Annotated in this window: 24 protein-coding genes, 1 rRNA gene and 2 other annotated features; all 25 genes read right to left on the bottom strand. The window is 44.5% G+C overall.

Annotated elements, in window-relative coordinates:
* Positions 1–106: 106 nt before the first annotated feature.
* A complete protein-coding gene (locus SB724_RS18065) occupies positions 107–712 on the bottom strand; it encodes a class I SAM-dependent methyltransferase (protein WP_029325705.1) in 606 nt (201 codons plus the stop codon).
* Positions 713–803: 91 nt separating this feature from the next.
* Complete coding sequence (rplL, locus tag SB724_RS18060) at positions 804–1,175, bottom strand: 50S ribosomal protein L7/L12 (protein ID WP_003156436.1); 372 nt, start codon at positions 1,173–1,175, stop codon at positions 804–806.
* A 41-nt stretch (positions 1,176–1,216) separates the two neighbouring features.
* Complete coding sequence (gene rplJ, locus SB724_RS18055) at positions 1,217–1,717, bottom strand: 50S ribosomal protein L10 (protein WP_007410396.1); 501 nt, start codon at positions 1,715–1,717, stop codon at positions 1,217–1,219.
* A gap of 63 nt (positions 1,718–1,780) precedes the next feature.
* Positions 1,781–1,923, bottom strand: a sequence feature (ribosomal protein L10 leader region).
* A gap of 48 nt (positions 1,924–1,971) precedes the next feature.
* A complete protein-coding gene (gene rplA, locus SB724_RS18050; RefSeq protein ID WP_003156431.1) occupies positions 1,972–2,670 on the bottom strand; it encodes a 50S ribosomal protein L1 in 699 nt (232 codons plus the stop codon).
* Positions 2,671–2,764: 94 nt separating this feature from the next.
* Positions 2,765–3,190 (bottom strand): 50S ribosomal protein L11, encoded by a 426-nt coding sequence (gene rplK / locus SB724_RS18045; RefSeq protein WP_003156430.1) that lies wholly within the window; start codon positions 3,188–3,190, stop codon positions 2,765–2,767.
* A 167-nt stretch (positions 3,191–3,357) separates the two neighbouring features.
* Positions 3,358–3,891 (bottom strand): transcription termination/antitermination protein NusG, encoded by a 534-nt coding sequence (gene nusG / locus SB724_RS18040; RefSeq protein ID WP_003156423.1) that lies wholly within the window; start codon positions 3,889–3,891, stop codon positions 3,358–3,360.
* A gap of 167 nt (positions 3,892–4,058) precedes the next feature.
* Positions 4,059–4,238 (bottom strand): preprotein translocase subunit SecE, encoded by a 180-nt coding sequence (gene secE, locus SB724_RS18035; RefSeq protein ID WP_003156422.1) that lies wholly within the window; start codon positions 4,236–4,238, stop codon positions 4,059–4,061.
* A 32-nt stretch (positions 4,239–4,270) separates the two neighbouring features.
* A complete protein-coding gene (gene rpmG / locus SB724_RS18030; RefSeq protein WP_003156421.1) occupies positions 4,271–4,420 on the bottom strand; it encodes a 50S ribosomal protein L33 in 150 nt (49 codons plus the stop codon).
* An 85-nt stretch (positions 4,421–4,505) separates the two neighbouring features.
* A complete protein-coding gene (sigH, locus tag SB724_RS18025; protein ID WP_003156415.1) occupies positions 4,506–5,162 on the bottom strand; it encodes an RNA polymerase sporulation sigma factor SigH in 657 nt (218 codons plus the stop codon).
* 62 nt (positions 5,163–5,224) lie between these two features.
* Complete coding sequence (gene rae1, locus SB724_RS18020; RefSeq protein ID WP_003156414.1) at positions 5,225–5,737, bottom strand: ribosome-dependent mRNA decay endonuclease Rae1/YacP; 513 nt, start codon at positions 5,735–5,737, stop codon at positions 5,225–5,227.
* Between the two features lie 6 nt (positions 5,738–5,743).
* Positions 5,744–6,493, bottom strand: a complete 750-nt coding sequence (gene rlmB, locus SB724_RS18015) for a 23S rRNA (guanosine(2251)-2'-O)-methyltransferase RlmB (RefSeq protein WP_003156413.1) — start codon at positions 6,491–6,493, stop codon at positions 5,744–5,746.
* Entirely contained in the window at positions 6,477–6,908 is a 432-nt protein-coding gene (locus tag SB724_RS18010; RefSeq protein WP_003156412.1) for a Mini-ribonuclease 3, read from the bottom strand. The genes rlmB and SB724_RS18010 overlap by 17 nt, the downstream gene beginning before the upstream one ends.
* Positions 6,909–6,912: 4 nt before the next feature.
* A complete protein-coding gene (gene cysS / locus SB724_RS18005; protein WP_410572214.1) occupies positions 6,913–8,313 on the bottom strand; it encodes a cysteine--tRNA ligase in 1,401 nt (466 codons plus the stop codon).
* Complete coding sequence (gene cysE, locus SB724_RS18000) at positions 8,310–8,963, bottom strand: serine O-acetyltransferase (protein WP_410572212.1); 654 nt, start codon at positions 8,961–8,963, stop codon at positions 8,310–8,312. Before cysE ends, cysS begins: the two co-directional genes overlap by 4 nt.
* A 74-nt stretch (positions 8,964–9,037) precedes the next feature.
* Positions 9,038–9,271: a binding site (T-box leader), on the bottom strand.
* Positions 9,272–9,273: 2 nt separating this feature from the next.
* Positions 9,274–10,725 (bottom strand): glutamate--tRNA ligase, encoded by a 1,452-nt coding sequence (gene gltX / locus SB724_RS17995; protein WP_007410392.1) that lies wholly within the window; start codon positions 10,723–10,725, stop codon positions 9,274–9,276.
* 91 nt (positions 10,726–10,816) lie between these two features.
* Entirely contained in the window at positions 10,817–11,293 is a 477-nt protein-coding gene (ispF, locus tag SB724_RS17990) for a 2-C-methyl-D-erythritol 2,4-cyclodiphosphate synthase (protein WP_038456712.1), read from the bottom strand.
* The gene (gene ispD / locus SB724_RS17985; RefSeq protein WP_410572209.1) at positions 11,286–11,984 is read right to left on the bottom strand and encodes a 2-C-methyl-D-erythritol 4-phosphate cytidylyltransferase; all 699 of its coding nucleotides are present in this window, start codon (positions 11,982–11,984) and stop codon (positions 11,286–11,288) included. Before ispD ends, ispF begins: the two co-directional genes overlap by 8 nt.
* A 12-nt stretch (positions 11,985–11,996) precedes the next feature.
* The gene (locus SB724_RS17980; RefSeq protein WP_003156403.1) at positions 11,997–13,097 is read right to left on the bottom strand and encodes a PIN/TRAM domain-containing protein; all 1,101 of its coding nucleotides are present in this window, start codon (positions 13,095–13,097) and stop codon (positions 11,997–11,999) included.
* Between the two features lie 113 nt (positions 13,098–13,210).
* The gene (disA, locus tag SB724_RS17975; protein WP_007615225.1) at positions 13,211–14,293 is read right to left on the bottom strand and encodes a DNA integrity scanning diadenylate cyclase DisA; all 1,083 of its coding nucleotides are present in this window, start codon (positions 14,291–14,293) and stop codon (positions 13,211–13,213) included.
* A gap of 3 nt (positions 14,294–14,296) precedes the next feature.
* Positions 14,297–15,676 carry a DNA repair protein RadA gene (gene radA / locus SB724_RS17970; RefSeq protein ID WP_014416742.1) on the bottom strand — a complete coding sequence of 460 codons (1,380 nt, stop codon included), beginning with the start codon at positions 15,674–15,676 and terminating at the stop codon, positions 14,297–14,299.
* A gap of 93 nt (positions 15,677–15,769) precedes the next feature.
* Positions 15,770–18,202: an ATP-dependent protease ATP-binding subunit ClpC gene (gene clpC, locus SB724_RS17965; protein WP_015239036.1), complete on the bottom strand. Its 2,433-nt coding sequence runs from the start codon at positions 18,200–18,202 to the stop codon at positions 15,770–15,772.
* Positions 18,199–19,290 carry a protein-arginine kinase McsB gene (gene mcsB, locus SB724_RS17960; protein ID WP_003156398.1) on the bottom strand — a complete coding sequence of 364 codons (1,092 nt, stop codon included), beginning with the start codon at positions 19,288–19,290 and terminating at the stop codon, positions 18,199–18,201. The genes clpC and mcsB overlap by 4 nt, the downstream gene beginning before the upstream one ends.
* Positions 19,290–19,847 carry a protein-arginine kinase activator protein McsA gene (mcsA, locus tag SB724_RS17955; RefSeq protein ID WP_007410387.1) on the bottom strand — a complete coding sequence of 186 codons (558 nt, stop codon included), beginning with the start codon at positions 19,845–19,847 and terminating at the stop codon, positions 19,290–19,292. Before mcsA ends, mcsB begins: the two co-directional genes overlap by 1 nt.
* 13 nt (positions 19,848–19,860) lie before the next feature.
* Positions 19,861–20,325: a transcriptional regulator CtsR gene (gene ctsR, locus SB724_RS17950; RefSeq protein ID WP_003156396.1), complete on the bottom strand. Its 465-nt coding sequence runs from the start codon at positions 20,323–20,325 to the stop codon at positions 19,861–19,863.
* 227 nt (positions 20,326–20,552) lie between these two features.
* Positions 20,553–20,628: ribosomal RNA gene (gene rrf / locus SB724_RS22215) — 5S ribosomal RNA — on the bottom strand; the annotation flags it as partial.

The following is a 20,628-nucleotide window of genomic DNA, read 5'->3' as shown; positions in this document are numbered from 1 at the left end:
CATTTCCATGTTTGTATAATTTATACATGCACTATGATTATTTCAGCATATCATGCAAAATATATACATTGGCATTTTACAATATTAACATAGCTGAAAATTCAAGTCAAACTTTTTTTGCTTTTATGATATAATAGCCTTTCTTTTTTTGAACCACAGAAACTTCGTCAAAAAGCTCCTTCAGTTTTTCAATGGCAGAAGGCCCGCCCTGTTTTTTCTGTATAACGATCCACAATTCACCTGAAGCCCTTAAATGCTCAGCGCTTTTTTCAAAAATGGCATGGACAACTTTTTTTCCGGCGCGGATTGGGGGGTTTGTAAAAATAGAAGCAAATGTTTGAGCAGAATCAATATTTGAAAATAAATCACTCTGATAAATCCGAACGTTTTTTATTCCGTTTTTTTCTGCATTTTCATTCGACAGCTCTACGGCTCTTTCATTCACGTCAATCATGTGCACGGTCCGGTCTGTAAATGCACCGGCGAGCGACAGACCGATCGGGCCGTAACCGCAGCCTGCATCCAGGAAGTCACCATCGATCTCCGGCTCTTCAAACGCTTCAATTAAGACACGCGAACCGAAATCAACTTCCTTTTTCGAGAAAACGCCGCTGTCACTTGTGAATGTATAAGATCTGTTCCGCAGTGTAAATGACCATGTCTGTTTATCGCTTTTAACTGAAGGTTTTTCTGAATAATAGTGTTCACTCATTATTAGAACCTCCTTTTTTAATGGCACTTAAAGAAAAGCAAAGAAAAAGCCCGCCTCATAAAAGCGAGCTTCCCCTACAGGCAAGTGAAGATTACTTAACTTCTACAGAAGCGCCAACTTCTTCAAGTTTAGCTTTAAGCTCTTCAGCTTCTTCTTTCGCAATACCTTCTTTAAGTGGTTTTGGAGTGTTGTCAACAAGTTCTTTAGCTTCTTTCAAGCCAAGACCAGTGATTTCACGAACAACTTTGATAACTTTGATTTTCTGAGAACCTGCACCAGCAAGGATAAGGTCGAATTCGCTTTGCTCTTCAGCAGCGCCGCCAGCAGCAGCTCCGCCAGCTACAGCTACAGGAGCAGCAGCAGTTACGCCAAATTCTTCTTCGATTGCTTTTACTAGGTCGTTCAATTCAAGTACAGTTGCTTCTTTAACGGAAGCAATGATTTCTTCGATATTTAAAGCCATTTGAAATTCCTCCATTTGTTTTACTTTAGGGTAAAATCAGATTAAGCGCCTTGTTCTTCCTTTTGGTCTGCAACTGCTTTAGCTGCAAGTGCAAGGTTGCGAACTGGAGCTTGAAGTACGCTAAGCAACATAGAAAGTAAGCCATCGCGTGAAGGAAGTTCAGCAAGAGCTTTCACTTCTTCAACAGAAGATACTTTTCCTTCGATAACGCCCGCTTTGATTTCCAGAGCTTCGTGATTTTTCGCGAACTCGTTAAGAACTTTTGCCGGAGCGATAACATCTTCAGTACTGAATGCGATCGCATTCGGTCCAGTTAAGACATCATTCAAACCATCAAGTTCAGCTTGTTCAACCGCACGGCGAGTCATTGTGTTTTTGTACACTTTGAACTCTACGTTAGCTTCGCGAAGCTGTTTACGGAGTTCAGTTACTTCAGAAACGTTAAGTCCGCGGTAGTCAACGATGATCGTTGATTTGCTTTCTTTCAGTTTAGAAGCAATCTCTTCAACAACAACTTTTTTTGTATCAATTGCGCTGCTCATGGTTACACCTCCTGTAGATTTTGTGTAACACTTATACCGCTAGGTGATCACGACTGTGACGACGATTTCATATAAAAAGCCTCCATGTGGACATGGAGGCTGTATATACAAGCATACGTAACGTAATAGCTGTGATATATATACACCTCGGCAGGATATTAAGCCTTAACGGCCCCTGCTGTCTACGGTATAAATGACATATTATATTTTACAACATTTTGAATCATATCAGAATGCTGATCTAAAGTCAAATATTATTTTACGTTGAAAGTAGAAGCGTCTACTTTGACACCAGGGCCCATAGTAGAAGTAACGGCAACGTTTTTCACGTAAACACCTTTAGCCGCAGCCGGTTTTGCTTTCAGGATTGTATCATACATTGTTGTGAAGTTCTCAACAAGTTTTTCATCCTCGAAAGAAACTTTTCCGATCGGAACATGGATGTTACCAGCTTTGTCAACGCGGTATTCTACTTTACCAGCTTTGATTTCGCCGATTGCTTTTTCTACTTCGAATGTAACAGTTCCTGTTTTAGGGTTTGGCATAAGACCTTTTGGTCCAAGCACACGGCCGATTTTACCGACTTCACCCATCATGTCAGGAGTCGCAACGATTACATCGAATTCGAACCAGCCTTGCTGGATTTTCGCGATGTAATCAGAATCGCCAACGTAGTCTGCACCGGCAGCTTCAGCTTCTTTTGCTTTTTCGCCTTTAGCGAATACAAGCACGCGCTGAGTTTTACCAGTTCCGTTAGGAAGTACAACTGCACCGCGGATTTGCTGATCGTTTTTACGAGGGTCAACCCCTAAACGAAAAGCAACTTCAACTGTAGCGTCGAATTTAGCTGTGTTTGTTTTTTTAGTAAGCGCCACTGCTTCAGCGACGTCGTAAGCTTTCGCACGGTCTACAAGCTTCGCAGCTTCAACGTACTTTTTACCTTTTTTAGCCATTTTAAAATTTCCTCCTTATGTGGTTATAGCGGAATAACCTCCCACGAATAAGGGTTGCGAACTTGTGAAAACTCGCAACCCGACAAGAAACAAATTAATCCTCGATAACGATACCCATACTGCGGGCAGTACCTTCAACCATGCGCATTGCCGCTTCAACGTCTGCTGCGTTTAAGTCAGGCATTTTCGTTTCAGCGATTTCGCGAACCTTATCGCGCTTAACGGTTGCCACTTTATTACGGTTTGGTTCACCAGAACCAGACTCAATTCCAGCTGCTTTTTTAAGCAATACTGCAGCAGGCGGAGTTTTTGTAATAAATGTAAATGAACGGTCTTCGTAAACCGAAATTTCAACAGGAATGATTAAACCAGCTTGGTCAGCTGTACGAGCGTTAAACTCCTTACAGAATCCCATGATATTTACACCGGCTTGACCTAGTGCAGGTCCAACTGGCGGCGCTGGGTTAGCTTTTCCAGCAGGAATTTGCAATTTTACAACTTTTACTACTTTTTTAGCCACGAGACACACCTCCTTAAGTCCGTGATGTGGTAATAGGGTAAACCCTCCCACTCAAGGTTTCATTCTTTATATGAATGACGAAATATCAAGCTAGCTGCCTTGGATTAGTCCAAGACGTACCTTTGCTATATTATCATTAATATATAGCAATTTCAAGTTTTTTCACATTACAATTTGTCGATCTGGGTAAATTCCAGTTCAACCGGCGTTTCACGACCGAACATGTTAACAAATACTTTCACTTTGCTCTTATCATAATCAATCTCTTCAATTGATCCTGTAAAGTTGGCGAAAGGTCCGTCTATGACTTTGACTGTCTCATTCAATTCAAAATCAATGTCGGTTTTCCGCTCATCCATGCCCATGCGTTTTAAGATGGTTTCCGCTTCGCCAGGAAGAAGCGGAGTCGGCTTTGAGCCTGAACCGGCTGATCCGACGAATCCGGTAACGCCCGGCGTGTTGCGGACCACATACCAGGAATCATCAGTCATGACGATTTCAACAAGCACATAACCCGGGAACACTTTCTTTTTGACTACTTTTTTCTTCCCGTTCTTAATATCAGTCTCTTCTTCTTCAGGGACGACAACGCGGAAAATTTTATCCTGCATTCCCATTGATTCCACACGTTTTTCAAGGTTTGCTTTTACTTTGTTTTCATAACCGGAATACGTATGAACAACATACCAATTCTTTTCCATTCTATCAGGACTCTGCAGTCCTTCCCTCCCCGCATTTAAAAATGAAGTGTAAAACAAAAAATAGGCTCAGGGCCTATGAATCCTTTTTTCAACAACACAATAAAAAACCCGCTGAACGGGTTTTGGCAAACGATATTATGATCTATTATAGCACGTATTGCTGATCATTATTCAACTATTAAACGAATTAATTGAGAAATTCCTGTATCAAGGAGGGCAAAAAAGATAACAAAAAAGATAACCGTTGAAATCACCGTGATCGTATAGCGCGTTAACTCTTTGCCTTTAGGCCAGCTAACCTTTTTCATTTCTTTCCCAACATCTTTAAAGAAACTCATCATGCGCATGTAAAAGACCTCCACAATTTAAAAAGCGAACACTATTTTGTTTCTAAATGAGCTGTATGTGAATTGCAAGTGCTGCAGTACTTCTTAACTTCTAACCGCTCAGCCGCTGATGCAGAGCTTTTCATTGTCGTATAATTACGATTTCCGCATGTTTTGCATGCCAGCGTAATCTTTTTTCTCATGTCGTTACACCTTTTCCTAAACATTCATTTATCTTAATAAAATAGCACAGTCAGAAAAATTCTGTCAATATGACACAGAAACCTGCTACAGGCTGATCTCTCTTATTTCTAAATACTTTTCAAGCTTGCGCTTCACGCGCTGCAGGGCATTATCGATTGATTTTACGTGTCGGTTTAAGTCATCTGAAATCTCTTGGTAACTTCTTCCGTCCAAGTACAAAACAAGCACCTTTCTCTCCAGATCGCTCAGCAGTTCTCCCATTTTCATTTCGATATCATCAAATTCTTCCTGATTAATAATCATCTCTTCAGGATTTAACGTTTTAGCGCCTGAAATGACATCAAGCAGTGTTCTGTCAGATTCTTCATCAAAAATAGGTTTGTCTAAAGAAACATAGGAATTTAAAGGAATGTGTTTCTGACGGGTAGCTGTCTTTATTGCGGTAATAATCTGGCGGGTAATGCATAATTCTGCAAAAGCTTTAAATGAAGTAAGCTTGTCCTCTCTAAAGTCTCGGATAGACTTATATAAGCCTATCATCCCTTCCTGTACAATATCTTCTCTGTCGGCCCCTATTAAAAAATAAGACCTTGCTTTCGCCCGTACAAAATTACGGTACTTCGTAATCAAGTAATCTAACGCATCACTATCCCCAACATGAACCTTTTCAATGACCTGCTCGTCCTCCAACTGGCAAAATTGCACTTTGTTGAACTTTCCCTTGCTGTTCTGTAGATTCACTGCGATCCCCCCGGCGCACGTAGATAGAAATATTATACATTAATGGGCGAAAAAGCGTCAACCTAATCCAGACCGCCTCGGCGCCACTTTTCAAACGTTTTCAAAACCTCTTCGGACAGCTCGATTTTACCCGGTGGTTTTTCAGAAGTGATCTTTGAAACCCGCCTTTGAATCCGGCGCTCTATCGTATCCACTTCCCTCAGGAGCTCCCGGGCGGATTTACGGAGAGCCCCTTGTCCGAAAATCGCCCACTGCTCCGTATAATCGGAGGTTGCGACATGAATCTGTGTCGCAATATTATTTAGCGCCTGGGCAAGCTTCTCGATCCGCTCATCCGCCGTTTCATTCTCCCGTGTAAAAATCACTTCGACTCTGTGATTCGTTTGTTTTTTCTCTATGCCTTTTACCAGGTGTGCGTCAAACACCACAATGACTCTGATTCCCGTGTAGGACTGATATTCCGCCATCTTCTGGATCAGTACATCTCTCGCTTCTTCAAAACTGTTCGCTTTTAAATCCTTTAGCTGCGGCCAAGCTCCAATCATGTTGTATCCGTCTACTAACAGGATGTCCATCTGTCTTCATTCCCCTAAAGGATTGCGCTTCCGGTAGACTTCATACATGAGAAGGCCGGCCGCAACCGACGCATTCAAAGACGTGACTTTTCCGGCCATCGGAAGCTTAATGAGAAAATCACATTTCTCTTTCACAAGCCGGCCCATTCCTCTGCCTTCGCTTCCGATAACGAGCGCCAAAGGCATCTTGCCGTCCATAGAGCGGTAGTCTTCCCGGGCGGATGCATCCGTTCCGACGACCCAAATCCCCCGCTCCTTCATTTCATCAAGTGTCCGGGCAAGGTTGGTCACCTTCACGACGGGAATGTGTTCAATCGCACCGGTCGAAGCTTTTGCGACCGTCGAAGTCAGTCCGACCGCTCTGCGTTTCGGAATCACGATGCCGTGTGCACCGACAGCGTCAGCCGTTCTCATGATGGAACCGAGATTATGAGGGTCTTCCAGCTCGTCCAGTATGAGAAAGAAAGGCTGTTCGTTTCTCTCTTCCGCTCTTTTATATAATTCGTCTAATTGTGCATATTCATATGCCGCCACTTGGGCGACAACACCCTGATGCTGCCCCTCCACCATCTGATCGAGTTTTTTCCTCGGTACAAATTGAATGGTGACGCCGCGCTTTTTAGCAAGCTCCATAACTTGCTGCGCCTGTCCTTTTACTGTGTTTTCCGCCATCCATAACTTATACAGCTTGCGATCTGACTTTAACGTCTCAATCACAGCGTTTTTTCCTATGACGTAATCATGTTGCTGACTCATTTGTTTTCCTCCCTGACGTCCCGACTTGTATAGCCTCAGCAATCAGCTGATTCAGTCTTTCTTCTCTTTTCTCAAGAAAAAGGTATCCGAGTAAAGCCTCAAAAGCTGTACTATGGCGGTACGTCTGTACATCTGTGTTTTTAGGCGTCGTCCCTGATTTCGCGTTTCTGCCTCTTCTCAGCACGGCTTCCTCTTCCTCCGTGAAAAAGGATTCGTCCTGAAGGCGGAACAATATGTCTGCCTGTGATTTTGCCGATACAATCCGGCTCGCCTTCTTATGAAGGTCATTCGGTTTCGTAAAGCCCTGCTTAAGCAGGTGATGCCGGACGTATATTTCAAAAATGGCATCACCCATATAAGCAAGCGCAAGACCGTTTAACTGCTTTGAATCTTTGATTTGTTCAAATTGAAGCATCCGCTTACTCTCCCCGCTTCCAGCGAGTTCCCTGGGCCGTATCTTCAAGAATGATATTCATGCTTTTCAGCTGATCGCGAATCTGGTCTGACAAAGCAAAATCGCGATTGCGGCGGGCTTCATTTCTCTTCTCAATCAACTCTTCAATCTCTTCGTCGACAAGCTCTTCTTCGCCGAGCGTAAGTCCGAGAACAGATCCGATTCTGTCAAACATGCTGATAAAGGCTTTAATGACGTGATCCGCCGTATTGTCTTCCTGCATGTAGTAATTGGCGAGCTTCGCCAGATCAAACCAAACGGAAATCGCATTCGCCGTATTAAAATCATCATCCATCGCTTCTTCAAACGCAGTGCGGTGCTCTTCGATTTTAGCGAGCCATTCCTCATCATTGTCAGTCAGATTCGTGCTGCTAATCAAACGATGGTTTAAATTACTATAGGCCGTCTTCAGGCGGTTAAACGCGTTTTTTGTTTTCTCAAGCAGCTCTTCCGAATAGTTGATCGGGTGGCGGTAATGAACGGACAGCATGAAAAATCTCAAAAGCTGCGGGTCATATTGCTTAATGATATCGTGTACCAAAACAAAGTTGCCGAGAGATTTTGACATCTTCTCATTATCGATATTGATATATCCGTTGTGAAGCCAGTATTTTGCGAATGTCTTGCCTGTTAATGCTTCAGATTGGGCAATTTCGTTTTCATGGTGCGGGAATGTCAGGTCCTGACCGCCGGCATGAATATCGATTTCGTCACCCAAATACTTTTTCACCATTGCGGAGCATTCAATATGCCAGCCCGGGCGGCCTTTTCCCCAAGGGCTATCCCATGAAATTTCTCCGTCCTTAGCAGCTTTCCAAAGAGCAAAGTCCAGCGCATCATCTTTCTTCTCGCCGACACGGATACGCGCGCCTGATCTGAGTTCATCAATTGATTGCTGAGATAGCTTGCCGTACCCTTCGAAGGCCCTTGTTTTGAAATAGACGTCGCCTTCTGATTCATAAGCGTAGCCTTTTTTAATCAGCTCGCTGACAAATTCAATAATGGCGTCCATGTTTTCCATGACCCGGGGGTGAAGATCCGCTTTCCGGCATCCGAGGGCGCCCACGTCTTCAAAATACGCTTTAATGAACCGTTCAGAAACGGCCGGGACGTCCTCGCCGAGCTCGTTGGCCGCCTTAATCAGTTTGTCGTCAACATCGGTGAAATTCGATACGTATTGAACATCGTATCCTTTATACTCTAAATAGTTGCGTACGGTATCATACACAATCGCCGGACGGGCGTTTCCGATATGAATATAGTTGTATACAGTCGGTCCGCACACGTACATTTTTACTTTGCCTTCCTCAAGAGGAACGAATGTTTCCTTTTTCCGTGTCAATGTATTATAAAGTGTAATGGTCATTTTTGGTTGATCCTTTCTTTTTTATCTTCCAGTTCAGCCTGCAGTTCAAAAATCTGCTGCTCCAATGCTCTAAACCGGTCAGCAACCGGATCGGGCAAGTCTTGGTGATTGAGATCGCGTTTGATTTTTCTTCCGTTCTGAATGACGACTTTCCCCGGTATGCCGACAACGGTCGAAAAGTCGGGAACATCACGAAGCACAACGGAGCCGGCCCCTACTTTAGAACCCTGCCCGACCGTAATAGAGCCGAGCACCTTCGCTCCGGTTGCAATTAAAGCATCATCTTTTATGGTCGGATGCCGCTTCCCCTTTTCTTTTCCCGTTCCCCCGAGAGTGACACCTTGGAATACCGTCACGTTATTGCCGATTTCACATGTTTCCCCTATGACGACCCCCATACCGTGGTCAATGAAAAACCTTCTCCCGATGGTCGCGCCGGGATGGATTTCAATTCCGGTAAAGAAACGGGCAATCTGTGATATCAGGCGCGCCAGGAAGAAAAAACTCCGTTTATATAAAGCATGTGCAATCCGATGCGCCCATATAGCATGTAAACCAGAATAAGTTAAAACAACTTCGAAATAGCTTCTTGCTGCCGGATCTTGATCGAACACTGTATCTATGTCTTCTTTTAGCATTTTAAAAAACACATGCTTCCCCCCATTCTCTCCCCGCTCCAGTCTGTTTTTCCGCCTATAAAAAAAGCGCCTCTGCATGTAAACATGACAGAGACGCTTTTACCGCGCGGTTCCACTCTGTTTGAAAAACAAGTCACTGTTTTCCCAACTTAAAAGCCGGTAACGGCGGCGGCCGCCTTTAAATACTGATTTCCGCAGAAATGTTCTTCAAAGGTCTTAAGGGCGCACTTCTAAAACATGACGCATGAATCTCTCTCAGCCGATGAAGATTCTTTCTGTAATGGTCATTGTTTTATACTCTTCCCTGTCAACAATCGTATATTTAAATGCTTTTCAGGCGTCTGACGGCTGTTTCTCTGCCGATCAGCTCAATGGCCTGCGGAAGCTCCGGACCGTGTGTCTGACCGGTAACCGCTACACGAATCGGCATGAACAGCTTTTTGCCTTTATGGCCTGTTTCTTTCTGAACAGCTTTAATTGAGGCTTTGATCAGCTCAGGCGTAAATTCTTCAAGCTCTTCAAGCTTCGCAGCAAATACGCTGAGCACTTCAGGCACCTGTTCTTCTTCCAGAACGGCTTTTGCCTCTTGATTATACTCGATCTCATCTTTAAAGAACAAATCAGTCAGCTCGACAATTTCAGCACCGTAGCTCAATTGCTCATGGTAAAGAGAGATTAATTTACGAACCCATTCCTGCTCCTCGGCAGAAAGCTCAGTGCCGACTTTTCCTGCTTTTTGCAGGTGCGGCAGGGTCAGCTCAACCACTTGATCAAGATCCAGCGCTTTGACGTATTGGTTGTTGACCCATTTCAGTTTATGCATATCAAACAGAGCCGGTGACTTAGACAAACGATTCACATCAAAAATTTCAATGAATTGTTCTCTTGTGAAAAGCTCTTCTTCACCGACGGGAGACCAGCCGAGAAGTCCGATAAAGTTAAACAGCGCTTCAGGCAGGTAACCCAGCTCATCATACTGCTCAATAAACTGGATAATTGATTCATCACGTTTACTTAATTTTTTGCGGCTTTCGTTTACGATAAGCGTCATATGTCCGAAGACAGGAACATCCCAGCCGAATGCCTGGAAAATCATGATCTGTTTCGGTGTATTTGAAATGTGATCCTCACCGCGGAGCACGTGCGTCATTTTCATTAAGTAATCGTCAATCGCGACAGCAAAGTTATACGTCGGTGTTCCGTCTTTTTTGACGATGACAAAGTCGCCGATGCCGTCTGATTCAAAAGAAATCTCACCTTTTACGATATCGTTAAATGCGATGATTTTCCCTTCCGGCACGCGGAAACGGATGCTCGGCTGTCTGCCTTCGGCTAAAAACTGCTCCTGCTCTTCCTGAGTCAGGTTTCTGTGTTTGCCGGAATAGCGCGGCATTTCCCCGCGGGCGATTTGCTCTTCACGTTCTTTCTCAAGTTCTTCTTCCGTACAGAAACATTTATAAGCAAGCCCTTTTTCAAGAAGCTCTTCATAGTACTTTTTGTAAATGTCGTTACGCTCAGACTGGCGGTACGGGCCGTATTCTCCGCCGATATCCACACTTTCATCCCAGTCCATGCCGAGCCATTTCAAATAGTTGAGCTGGCTTTGCTCTCCGCCTTCAATATTTCGCTTTTTGTCCGTATCCTCAATCCGGATAATAAACTTTCCGCCTTGGCTGCGGGCAAATAAATAGTTAAAAAGCGCTGTTCTGGCGTTACCGATATGCAAATGTCCGGTCGGACTCGGTGCATAACGAACGCGTACTTCATTTCCCATGTTCAAATACTTCCTTTCATCTCGTCTGTAGCCTCTAGCCGAATATATGTATCTATTCTACCACCAAATAGACCGGGCATCAAAACAATGATCAGGCTTTTTGGATCAGAACGGTCGCCTGAGCGGCAATTCCTTCAGCTCTTCCGGTAAACCCGAGCTTTTCAGTCGTCGTCGCTTTTACGTTTACTTGAGAGACGTCCGCCTCAAGGCCTTCCGCTATCCGCTTTCTCATAGCTTCAATATGCGGCGCCATTTTCGGCTTTTGCGCAATAATCGTGCAGTCTATATTTCCGAGTACGTATCCTTTTTCTTTAACAATGTTCCAGACATGCTGAAGCAGCTTAAAAGAATCCGCATCCTTGAATTCCGGATCAGTATCCGGGAAATGCTTGCCGATATCTCCTTCACCTGCCGCTCCGAGACACGCGTCTGCGACTGTATGCAGCAATACATCAGCATCTGAATGTCCGAGCAGCCCCTTTTCATAAGGAATTTCAATTCCGCCGATGATGAGAGGACGGCCTTCCGTTAATTGATGCACATCAAATCCTTGTCCGATTCTAAACATTATGATTCCCACTTTCCGCTTTCATGATTGCTTCCGCAAATATCAGGTCATCCGGCGTTGTCAGCTTAATATTGGTATAGCTGCCTTCAACGATACTCACCTGATATCCATCAAGACGCTCGACGAGGCTGGCGTCATCCGTACCTAAGAAGCCTTTGTTTTCCGCTTCCATATGCGCCGTCTTCAATAAAGAAAGACGAAAAGCTTGCGGCGTTTGAACGGCCCACAAGCTTGAACGATCAAAGGTCTCCGCAACCCGGGAGCCTTCCGCCCGTTTTATCGTGTCTTTCACAGGAACAGCCAGGACAGCCGCTCCCGCCTCCTCTGCTGTTTCAACGAGCTTATCGATATGCTGATGTGTGACAAACGGGCGCGCTCCGTCATGAACAAGGACGACCGATTCCTTATCAATCACTTTCAGTCCTTCGAATACACTGTGCTGACGCTCCACACCCCCGGTAACAAGCTCAATTTCCGTCTGAATCGGAAATTGGGCCAGCAGCTGGCGAAAATCTTCCCGTTCACTCTCGTTTATCACCAGGATTATTTTCTGACAGGGTGCGTGGCCTTCAAAAACCCGCAGTGTGTGTATAATAACAGGCGCACCTTTTAAGCTGATGAACAGCTTATTTTTTCCGGCCTTCATCCGTTTTCCTTGTCCGGCAGCCGGAATAATGACAACATACTCCATATGAACTCCCTCTTAAAGAGCTTTCTCAAGCAGCTTGGGCTTGGCAAAAATCATTCGTCCCGCCGCTGTCTGCAGTACGCTGGTTACGAGCACATCAATATGTTTCCCTATATAATTGCGGCCTTCTTCCACAACAATCATCGTCCCGTCATCCAAGTAAGCCACACCTTGATTATGCTCTTTCCCGTCCTTAATCACCTGCACATTCATCTCTTCGCCCGGAAGCACAACCGGCTTCACCGCGTTTGCAAGGTCATTAATATTCAGTACCGCAACCTTCTGAAGCTCACATACTTTATTTAAATTAAAATCATTCGTCACAACGACGCCGGATGTCAGCTTCGCAAGTTTGACAAGCTTGCTGTCAACCTCCTGAATGTCCTCGAAGTCGCCTTCATAAATTTCAACCGTAATATCCAGTTCCTTTTGAATGCGATTCAAGATATCCAGACCGCGGCGTCCTCTGTTACGTTTTAAAACATCTGAAGAATCAGCGATATGCTGTAATTCCTCCAGCACAAATTGAGGAATGACAATGACGCCTTCTAAAAAGCCCGTCTGACAAATATCTGCAATTCTCCCATCAATAATAACACTTGTATCTAAGATTTTCAGCCTTTTATCCTGTTCCTCCTGCTCCTCATCAGCACTTCCCTTTTTCTTCTGCATTCTTGCAGAAATGGAGAAAAGACTGATCAGTTCATCCTTTTTCTTAAATCCGACTTGGAAGCCCAGATAACCGAGAAAGAAAGCCAGAAAGACCGGAATGATGGTGCTGAATATACGGTACGGAATATTGTCCAGCGGAATCACGTTTACAATGAGATATGCGATGATAAGTCCAAAAACCAATCCGAGACTCCCGAATAACAGATCCGGCACCGGAGCTCTCAGCAAAGAATCTTCAATCCATTTTACCCAATTAATCACATATTCTGTCGTCCATATACTGATGAGAAAAAAGATAATAGCACCAATTGCAGCAGACGTATATGCGTTTGTTATTAAAGGTATGTCCTGTATATTTGACAGCACAAACAATTCAGGTATTAAAAAGATACCGACAACGCCGCCCACAATAATGAAGAACGCCTGAACTATTCGTTTTAACATACCTCCACCTCCTTTTAAGTAGCATTTTTTCAGCAGACTGTCAGAGCCTACAAATTCAGAATAAACAAAAACTAACAATAATATACCCGGATTCCGACAGGTTTAAGCGATTCTTAAAGCTGTCTATCTATATAGTGTTTTTCCTGAAGGCGTTTTAAGCCTTTTTTGATTTTTTTGGCGCGCACTTCGCCGATACCCTCAACATCATCAAGCTCTTCTACAGTGGCTTCCGTTATGCTTGGCAAAAATCCGAACGCCTCAACCACATTTTCGACAATCGGCATCGGCAGACGCGGAATTTTGTTCAGCAGCCTGTATCCTCTCGGGAGCACATAATCATCAATATTGGTAGAAGCCGGATATCCAAGCAGCTTAAACAGAATGGAATCATCAAGCAGATCATAGCTGGACATATCCTGAAGCTCTTTTAGCAGCACGAACGGATCTTTGATTTTTTCTTTGACATAGTCTTTGATGAAAAGTGCCGCCTCTTCTTCCATGTCCGTAATCAGTTCAATCACCTGCAGACGGATTAAGTGGCCTTCCGTTCCGAGTTCTTTAATATACATATTGATTTCATTTTTTATTCGGAGCACCATTTCATATCGATGCATGACGGACAGCACGTCACTGAATGTAACAAGCTCCTCAAACTCTAATGCGTTTAAAGCCGTAATCGTTTTGTCTAAAATGGTTTTATACTTCTCAAGCGTTTGAATAGCCTGATTTGCCTTTGTTAAAATAAATCCTATGTCCTTTAGTGTGTACTTCATGCTGTCCTGATATAACGTAATGACATTTCTGCGCTCTGAAATGGCGATGACAAGACAGCCGGTCTGCTTCGCCACCCGTTCCGCCGTACGGTGCCTCATTCCCGTTTCTGAAGAAGAAATGGTCGCTTCCGGCATAAGCTGCGTATTCGCATAAAGAATTTTCTGGCCGGAATCACTTAAAATAATGGCACCGTCCATTTTGGCCAGCTCGTATAAGTGAGCGGGCGCAAATGATGTATTAATATGAAAACCGCCATCCACGACTTGCTTTACCTTATCATTGTATCCGACAACAATCAGGCCGCCTGTATTTGCCCGAAGTACATTCTCTATCCCGGCTCTGAGCGGGGTGCCCGGTGCAACGAACTGCAGAATTGCAGACAGGTCAAGCTCTTGTTTCGCCCCTTTTTTCTCTTTTTCCATCTATTATGATCCTCCTAATGAAGTACGAAGCGCTTCTGCAACATTTGCTACTCCGACAACCTCAATCCCTTTTGGTATTGTCCACCCATCTGCATTCGCCTCAGGTATGATCATACGCTTGAAGCCGAGTTTTGCCGCTTCTTTTACGCGCTGTTCGATTCTTGACACCCTCCGGACTTCTCCTGTCAGACCCACTTCACCGATAAAGCAATCTGCGGGATTCGGCGGTGTATCTCTGAAGCTTGAGGCAATGCTGACGGCTACTGCCAAATCAATCGCCGGTTCATCCAGTTTGACCCCGCCGGCGACCTTTAAATACGCATCTTGATTTTGAAGCAAAAGACCCACCCGCTTCTCAAGCACAGCCATAATTAACGACACCCTGTTGTGGTCAATGCCTGTAGCCATGCGGCGCGGGTTTCCAAAACTGGTCGGTGATATGAGCGCCTGGATTTCAACCAGGATCGGTCTCGTTCCTTCCATTGACGCAACGATACTCGAACCCGATGCCCCGGCAGAACGTTCTTCCAAGAATATTTCAGAAGGGTTCAGCACTTCCGTAAGCCCCTCTTCCCGCATTTCAAAGATGCCCATTTCATTTGTTGAGCCGAAACGGTTTTTTACGGCCCGCAAAATACGGAATGTATGGTGCCGCTCTCCTTCAAAGTATAGAACGGTATCGACCATGTGCTCAAGCAATCTCGGCCCTGCGATCGATCCTTCTTTTGTGACGTGCCCGACGATAAAAATAGGTATGCCGTTTGTTTTCGCGATTTTCATCAATTCGGCCGTACACTCTCTTACTTGTGATACACTGCCGGGAGCCGAGGTGATATCACTTTGGTACACGGTCTGAATGGAGTCTACGACAACAAATGCGGGTTTCATCTCTTGTATAGCAGACGAAATATACTCCATATCGGTTTCAGATAAAACATGTAACATTTGGCTGTTGATTCCAAGTCTGTCGGCGCGCAGCTTCGTTTGCTTCACGGATTCTTCCCCTGAAATGTAAAGCACGCTGCCGGCCGTATCTGCTAATTGTGCGGATACTTGGAGAAGGAGCGTTGATTTTCCGATCCCGGGATCGCCGCCGATTAATACTAACGAGCCTTTCACAACGCCGCCGCCAAGCACTCTGTTGAATTCTTCGAGCTTTGTGTGAACGCGGGGTTCTTCCGATGTTTCAATTGATGTAATGGGTGATGGTTTCTGGACGGTTTGAACGGAGTGGGAGAAAGCCGCCCGCCGATTCGCCGGCGCTTTTTTTATGGTTTCTTCCACCATTGTATTCCAAGCCCCGCAGCCCGGGCACTTTCCCATCCACTTTGCGGATTCATAACCGCATGAGTGGCAGATGAATTTTGTTTTTGATTTAGCCATATATGTTGTAAGACCTCTTCCTTATCGAATATTTCTCTATATAACAAATTGAGGCATACACTCGCTTACGTATGCCTCATGTTTGTCACTATATTAGTTCGTTTTAGCAGTTGTTTTTACGACAAATTCGCCGTCCTCAACATCAAGAACAATGTGCTGGCCTTTATCAATATTGCCTCTGAGGAGTTCTTCTGATAACCGGTCCTCCACATGCTTTTGAATCGCTCTTCTTAGCGGACGTGCGCCGTATTCCAAATCGACGCCCTCTTCTGCCACTTTCGCTTTTGCAGCATCCGTCAGCTCGATAGAGAGATCTTGTTCTTTCAGACGTTTTGTTAACTGATCAGACATAAGCGACACGATGTCTGTAAGATGTTTTTTCTCAAGGGAGTGGAAGACAATAATTTCGTCAATCCGGTTGATAAACTCAGGTCTGAAGGCACGCTTCAGCTCTCCCATGACTTTGTCTTTCATGTCTTTATGGTTTTGTGATTCATCCTGCACATTGAAGCCCACATATTTGTTGCGTTTCAGCTCGCTCGCTCCGACGTTTGACGTCATAATCAGGATCGTGTTGCGGAAATCCACAGTGCGTCCTTTTGAATCAGTCAAGCGTCCGTCTTCAAGCACTTGCAGGAGTATGTTAAACACATCAGGATGCGCTTTTTCAATTTCATCAAGCAGTACGACAGAGTAAGGTTTTCTTCTCACTTTTTCTGTCAGCTGGCCGCCTTCATCATAGCCGACATATCCCGGAGGAGAACCGACAAGACGTGAAGTCGAGTGTTTCTCCATGTATTCGGACATATCCACTCTGATCATCGCTTCCTCATCACCGAAAATGGATTCCGCCAGCGCTCGTGCCAGCTCTGTCTTCCCAACGCCTGTAGGGCCTAAGAAGATGAATGAACCAATCGGGCGTTTCGGGTCCTTCAGACCGGCTCTTGCACGTCTGACAGCCTTTGCAACGGCTACAACAGCTTCATCCTGGCCGATGACGCGGGAGTGCAGAATGTTTTCCATATTGAGAAGCTTATCTGTTTCCGTTTGGGCAATTTTAGATACAGGCACCCCGGTCCAGCTGGATACAACCATCGCAATATCCTCTACAGAAACTTCGGAGTTCTCCTGGCCTTGTTTTTCTTTCCACGTTTTTTTCGTGTCTTCCACCTGTTCTCTCAGGCGCTGCTCCGTATCACGAAGAGAAGCCGCTTTTTCAAACTCCTGGCTCTGAACGGCAGCGTCTTTTTCCTTGCGAACTTCATCGAGTTTCTGCTCAAGCTCTTTTAAGTTCGGAGGCGTTGTGAAAGAACGGAGACGCACTTTTGAACCCGCTTCATCAATTAAATCGATCGCTTTATCCGGAAGGAAGCGGTCAGAAATATAACGGTCGGACAATTTTACCGCTGCTTCAATCGCTTCATCGGTAATGGATACGCGGTGATGCGCTTCATAGCGGTCACGGAGCCCTTTTAAAATTTGAATGCTTTCATCGGCTGACGGCTGATCCACCTGAATCGGCTGGAAACGGCGCTCCAGAGCGGCGTCTTTTTCGATATATTTACGGTATTCATCAAGCGTTGTCGCACCGATGCATTGGAGCTCTCCGCGGGCCAGTGAAGGTTTTAAGATATTCGATGCGTCAATCGCACCTTCTGCTCCCCCCGCTCCAATCAGTGTATGCAGTTCGTCAATGAATAAAATAATATTGCCGGCCTGACGTATTTCATCCATTACTTTTTTCAAGCGGTCTTCAAATTCTCCGCGGTATTTCGTACCGGCTACAACCGTCCCCATGTCTAATGTCATTACGCGTTTATCACGTAAAATTTCCGGCACTTCATTATTGATGATCTGCTGTGCGAGGCCTTCAGCAATCGCAGTTTTACCTACACCCGGTTCCCCGATAAGAACGGGGTTATTCTTCGTTCTGCGGCTTAATACCTCAATAACACGCTGAATTTCTTTGCTTCGGCCGATAACCGGATCAAGACTGTCTTCCTTCGCAATCGCGGTTAAATCACGAGCCAGACTGTCAAGCGTCGGCGTGTTTGCATTGCTGTTCGTACCGGATGCAGAAGATCCCGTCTCATTGCTTCCCAGAAGCTGCAGCACTTGCTGTCTCGCCTTATTCAAGCTGACACCGAGATTATTCAAAACTCTCGCGGCCACGCCTTCTCCTTCACGAATCAGTCCGAGAAGTATGTGTTCTGTTCCCACATAAGAATGTCCTAGCTTTCTGGCTTCATCCATGCTGAGCTCAATGACTTTTTTTGCTCTTGGCGTATAATGAATCGTTTGAGACATTTCCTGTCCCCGTCCGATTAAGCTCTCCACTTCTTTCTGAATTTTATCCGAACCGAGTCCGAGTGCTTGGAGTGCTTTAGCTGCAATCCCTTCTCCTTCACGAACCAGACCTAATAAGATATGTTCAGTTCCAATATTGTTATGGCCTAAGCGCAGTGCTTCTTCCTGTGCCAGTGCCAATACCTTTTGAGCTCGCTCTGTAAACCTTCCAAACATCATATCGAATCATCCTCCTGTCTATTTGCACTCATTTCTAAATGCAGCCTTTCCCTGATAAGAGCCGCTCTTCTCGCGTCTCTTTCGTTCGGCCGTAATGCACCGCCCGAATATTGCTGGAGAAAACCCGGCTGTGTCAAAATCATCAGTTCATTAAGTATATTGCTTGATAGCCCTTTGATGATTCCAAGGTCTATCCCCAGCCGAACGTCAGAAAGGCATTTCGCCGTTTCCTTTGATTCAATCATACGGCAGTTGGATAAAACACCGTAAGATCTGAATACCCGGTCCTCCAATTCAATTTTCGAGGTTTGGTAAAGCGCTTCTCGGGCTGAACGTTCCTGCTCAATCAGCTGGGCAGCCACACTGTTTAAATCATCTACAATGTCCTGTTCTGATTTTCCGAGTGTGATTTGATTTGAAATTTGAAAGATATTTCCTAATGCTTCGCTGCCTTCACCGTAAATTCCTCTAACAACTAAGCCTAATTGGTTAATTGCCGGTATAATTCGATTCATTTGCCTAGTTAATACAAGGCCCGGCAAATGCATCATGACTGAAGCCCTTAGTCCCGTCCCTACATTTGTAGGACAGCTTGTTAAGTACCCTCTCTTCTCTCCAAAGGCGTAATCCACTTTCTCCTCAATCCAGTCATCAACCTGGTTTGCCGCTTTTATAGCGTTGAGAAGCTGGAAGCCGGGGAAGAGGCATTGAATTCTGATATGATCTTCTTCATTTAACATAATGCTGACTTCTTCATTTTCAGAAAGCAGACAGCCGCCAAAAGGAGATTCCGTTAAATTAGGACTGATCAGATGTTTCTCCATCAGCACCCGTTTTTCCAAAGGCTGAGCTTCACTCATTCTGATTAAATGAAATTGACCGATATCAGGCAGTTCTTTTCCTGAAAAATGATCTTCGAATTGCTGAATGATGGATGAGGCTTCTTCATTCGTATACCTGGCAGGAAACTTTATATTTTCAAAGTTTCGGGCCAACCGTATACGGCTGCTGAGTACAATGTCACTTTCAGGTCCCTTTTGCTTCATCCAATTGCTTAGTGCGTCCTGAATAAAATGCTTGAGCGACATTACCCTTGTTCCCCCTCACTGTCTTTACTTTTTAATTTTTGCTCTAACGATCGGATCTGATCCCTGACCTCCGCTGCTCTTTCAAACTCTTCGTGGTGTATTAAAGATTCAAGTTCTTTTTTTAACATTTCCATTTGCCGTCTTACATGCAGGTTTCCGCCTATTCGTTTTGGAATTTTCCCGGCATGCACCGTATTCCCGCTGTGAACTTTTCGCAAGATCGGCGTAATTTGGCTGTAGAACGTATCGTAACATTCCGCACAGCCGAAACGCCCTGTTTTTCTCAGCTGCTGAAACGTCATACCGCATTTCTTACAAGCTGTCCCTTGCTCTGAATAGCCGAACATTTGAGAACCGGTGTTTTGAAATGAAGACTCCATATTCAGCAGCCCTGATAATAAATTATGAATCGAGAACCCTTGGTTTCCACTTATACTGTATGAATCGCTATTTTCTTTTGCACATTGTTCACAAATATGAACTTCTTGTTTTTCTCCATTAACAACTTTCGTAAAGTGAAAAGTGGCCGGTCTCTCATTGCATTCTTGACAAATCAATCTTTTCACCCGCTTACTTTAGTTTTAAAGATGTGAGCATTGCTTTCATCATTCTGGCTCTTAGTTCATCCCGTTCGGGCAAATCAATATATAGAACTGAACGATCCATTACACTCACCATCATTTTAGCTTCTCTTTCCGAAATAACTCCGTCCTCTAACAGTCTGAGAATAATGTCATCAGAGGCTGCCTGGGACAAGTGGGTATGAATCTGCGAAATAATATTATTGATGAGGACGACTTCGTTATTCATTTTAATTTTGATAATACGAATATAACCGCCGCCTCCCCGTTTACTTTCAACAATATATCCTCTTTCACTTGTAAATCTGGTGTTGATGACATAATTTATTTGGGAAGGAACACATTGAAATTTATCAGCGATTTCACTGCGTTTGATCTCTAAAATTTCTTTGCCATTTTGATCTAATACTTGTTTCAAGTACTGTTCAATGATGTCAGAAATATTATGTCCCACTCAACCCCCTCCTTCATTGACTTTGACTATATTTGACTTTAACCTTACTATAAGGTGTTTCGCAAAATTTTTCAACTGTATCGCTCTATCTCTATTATTTCCACTTTGCACAAGCATAAAACCTGCTTTTGCAAAAAGGCATATCGTTACGTTTCTCATATTATATAATGTATGCAGAAAAACACAAAAAAGGCAGCTCATGATGAGCTGCCTTTACCATAACGATAGCTTGGCGGCGTCCTACTCTCACAGGGGGAAACCCCCGACTACCATCGGCGCTGAAGAGCTTAACTTCCGTGTTCG

Origin of the sequence: Bacillus sp. SIMBA_031 (genome assembly GCF_046535225.1) — a bacterium.
Classification (GTDB): domain Bacteria; phylum Bacillota; class Bacilli; order Bacillales; family Bacillaceae; genus Bacillus; species Bacillus velezensis.
Note: the sequence above shows the minus strand (reverse complement) of the source record. Positions and strands in the feature narration are given on the sequence as shown.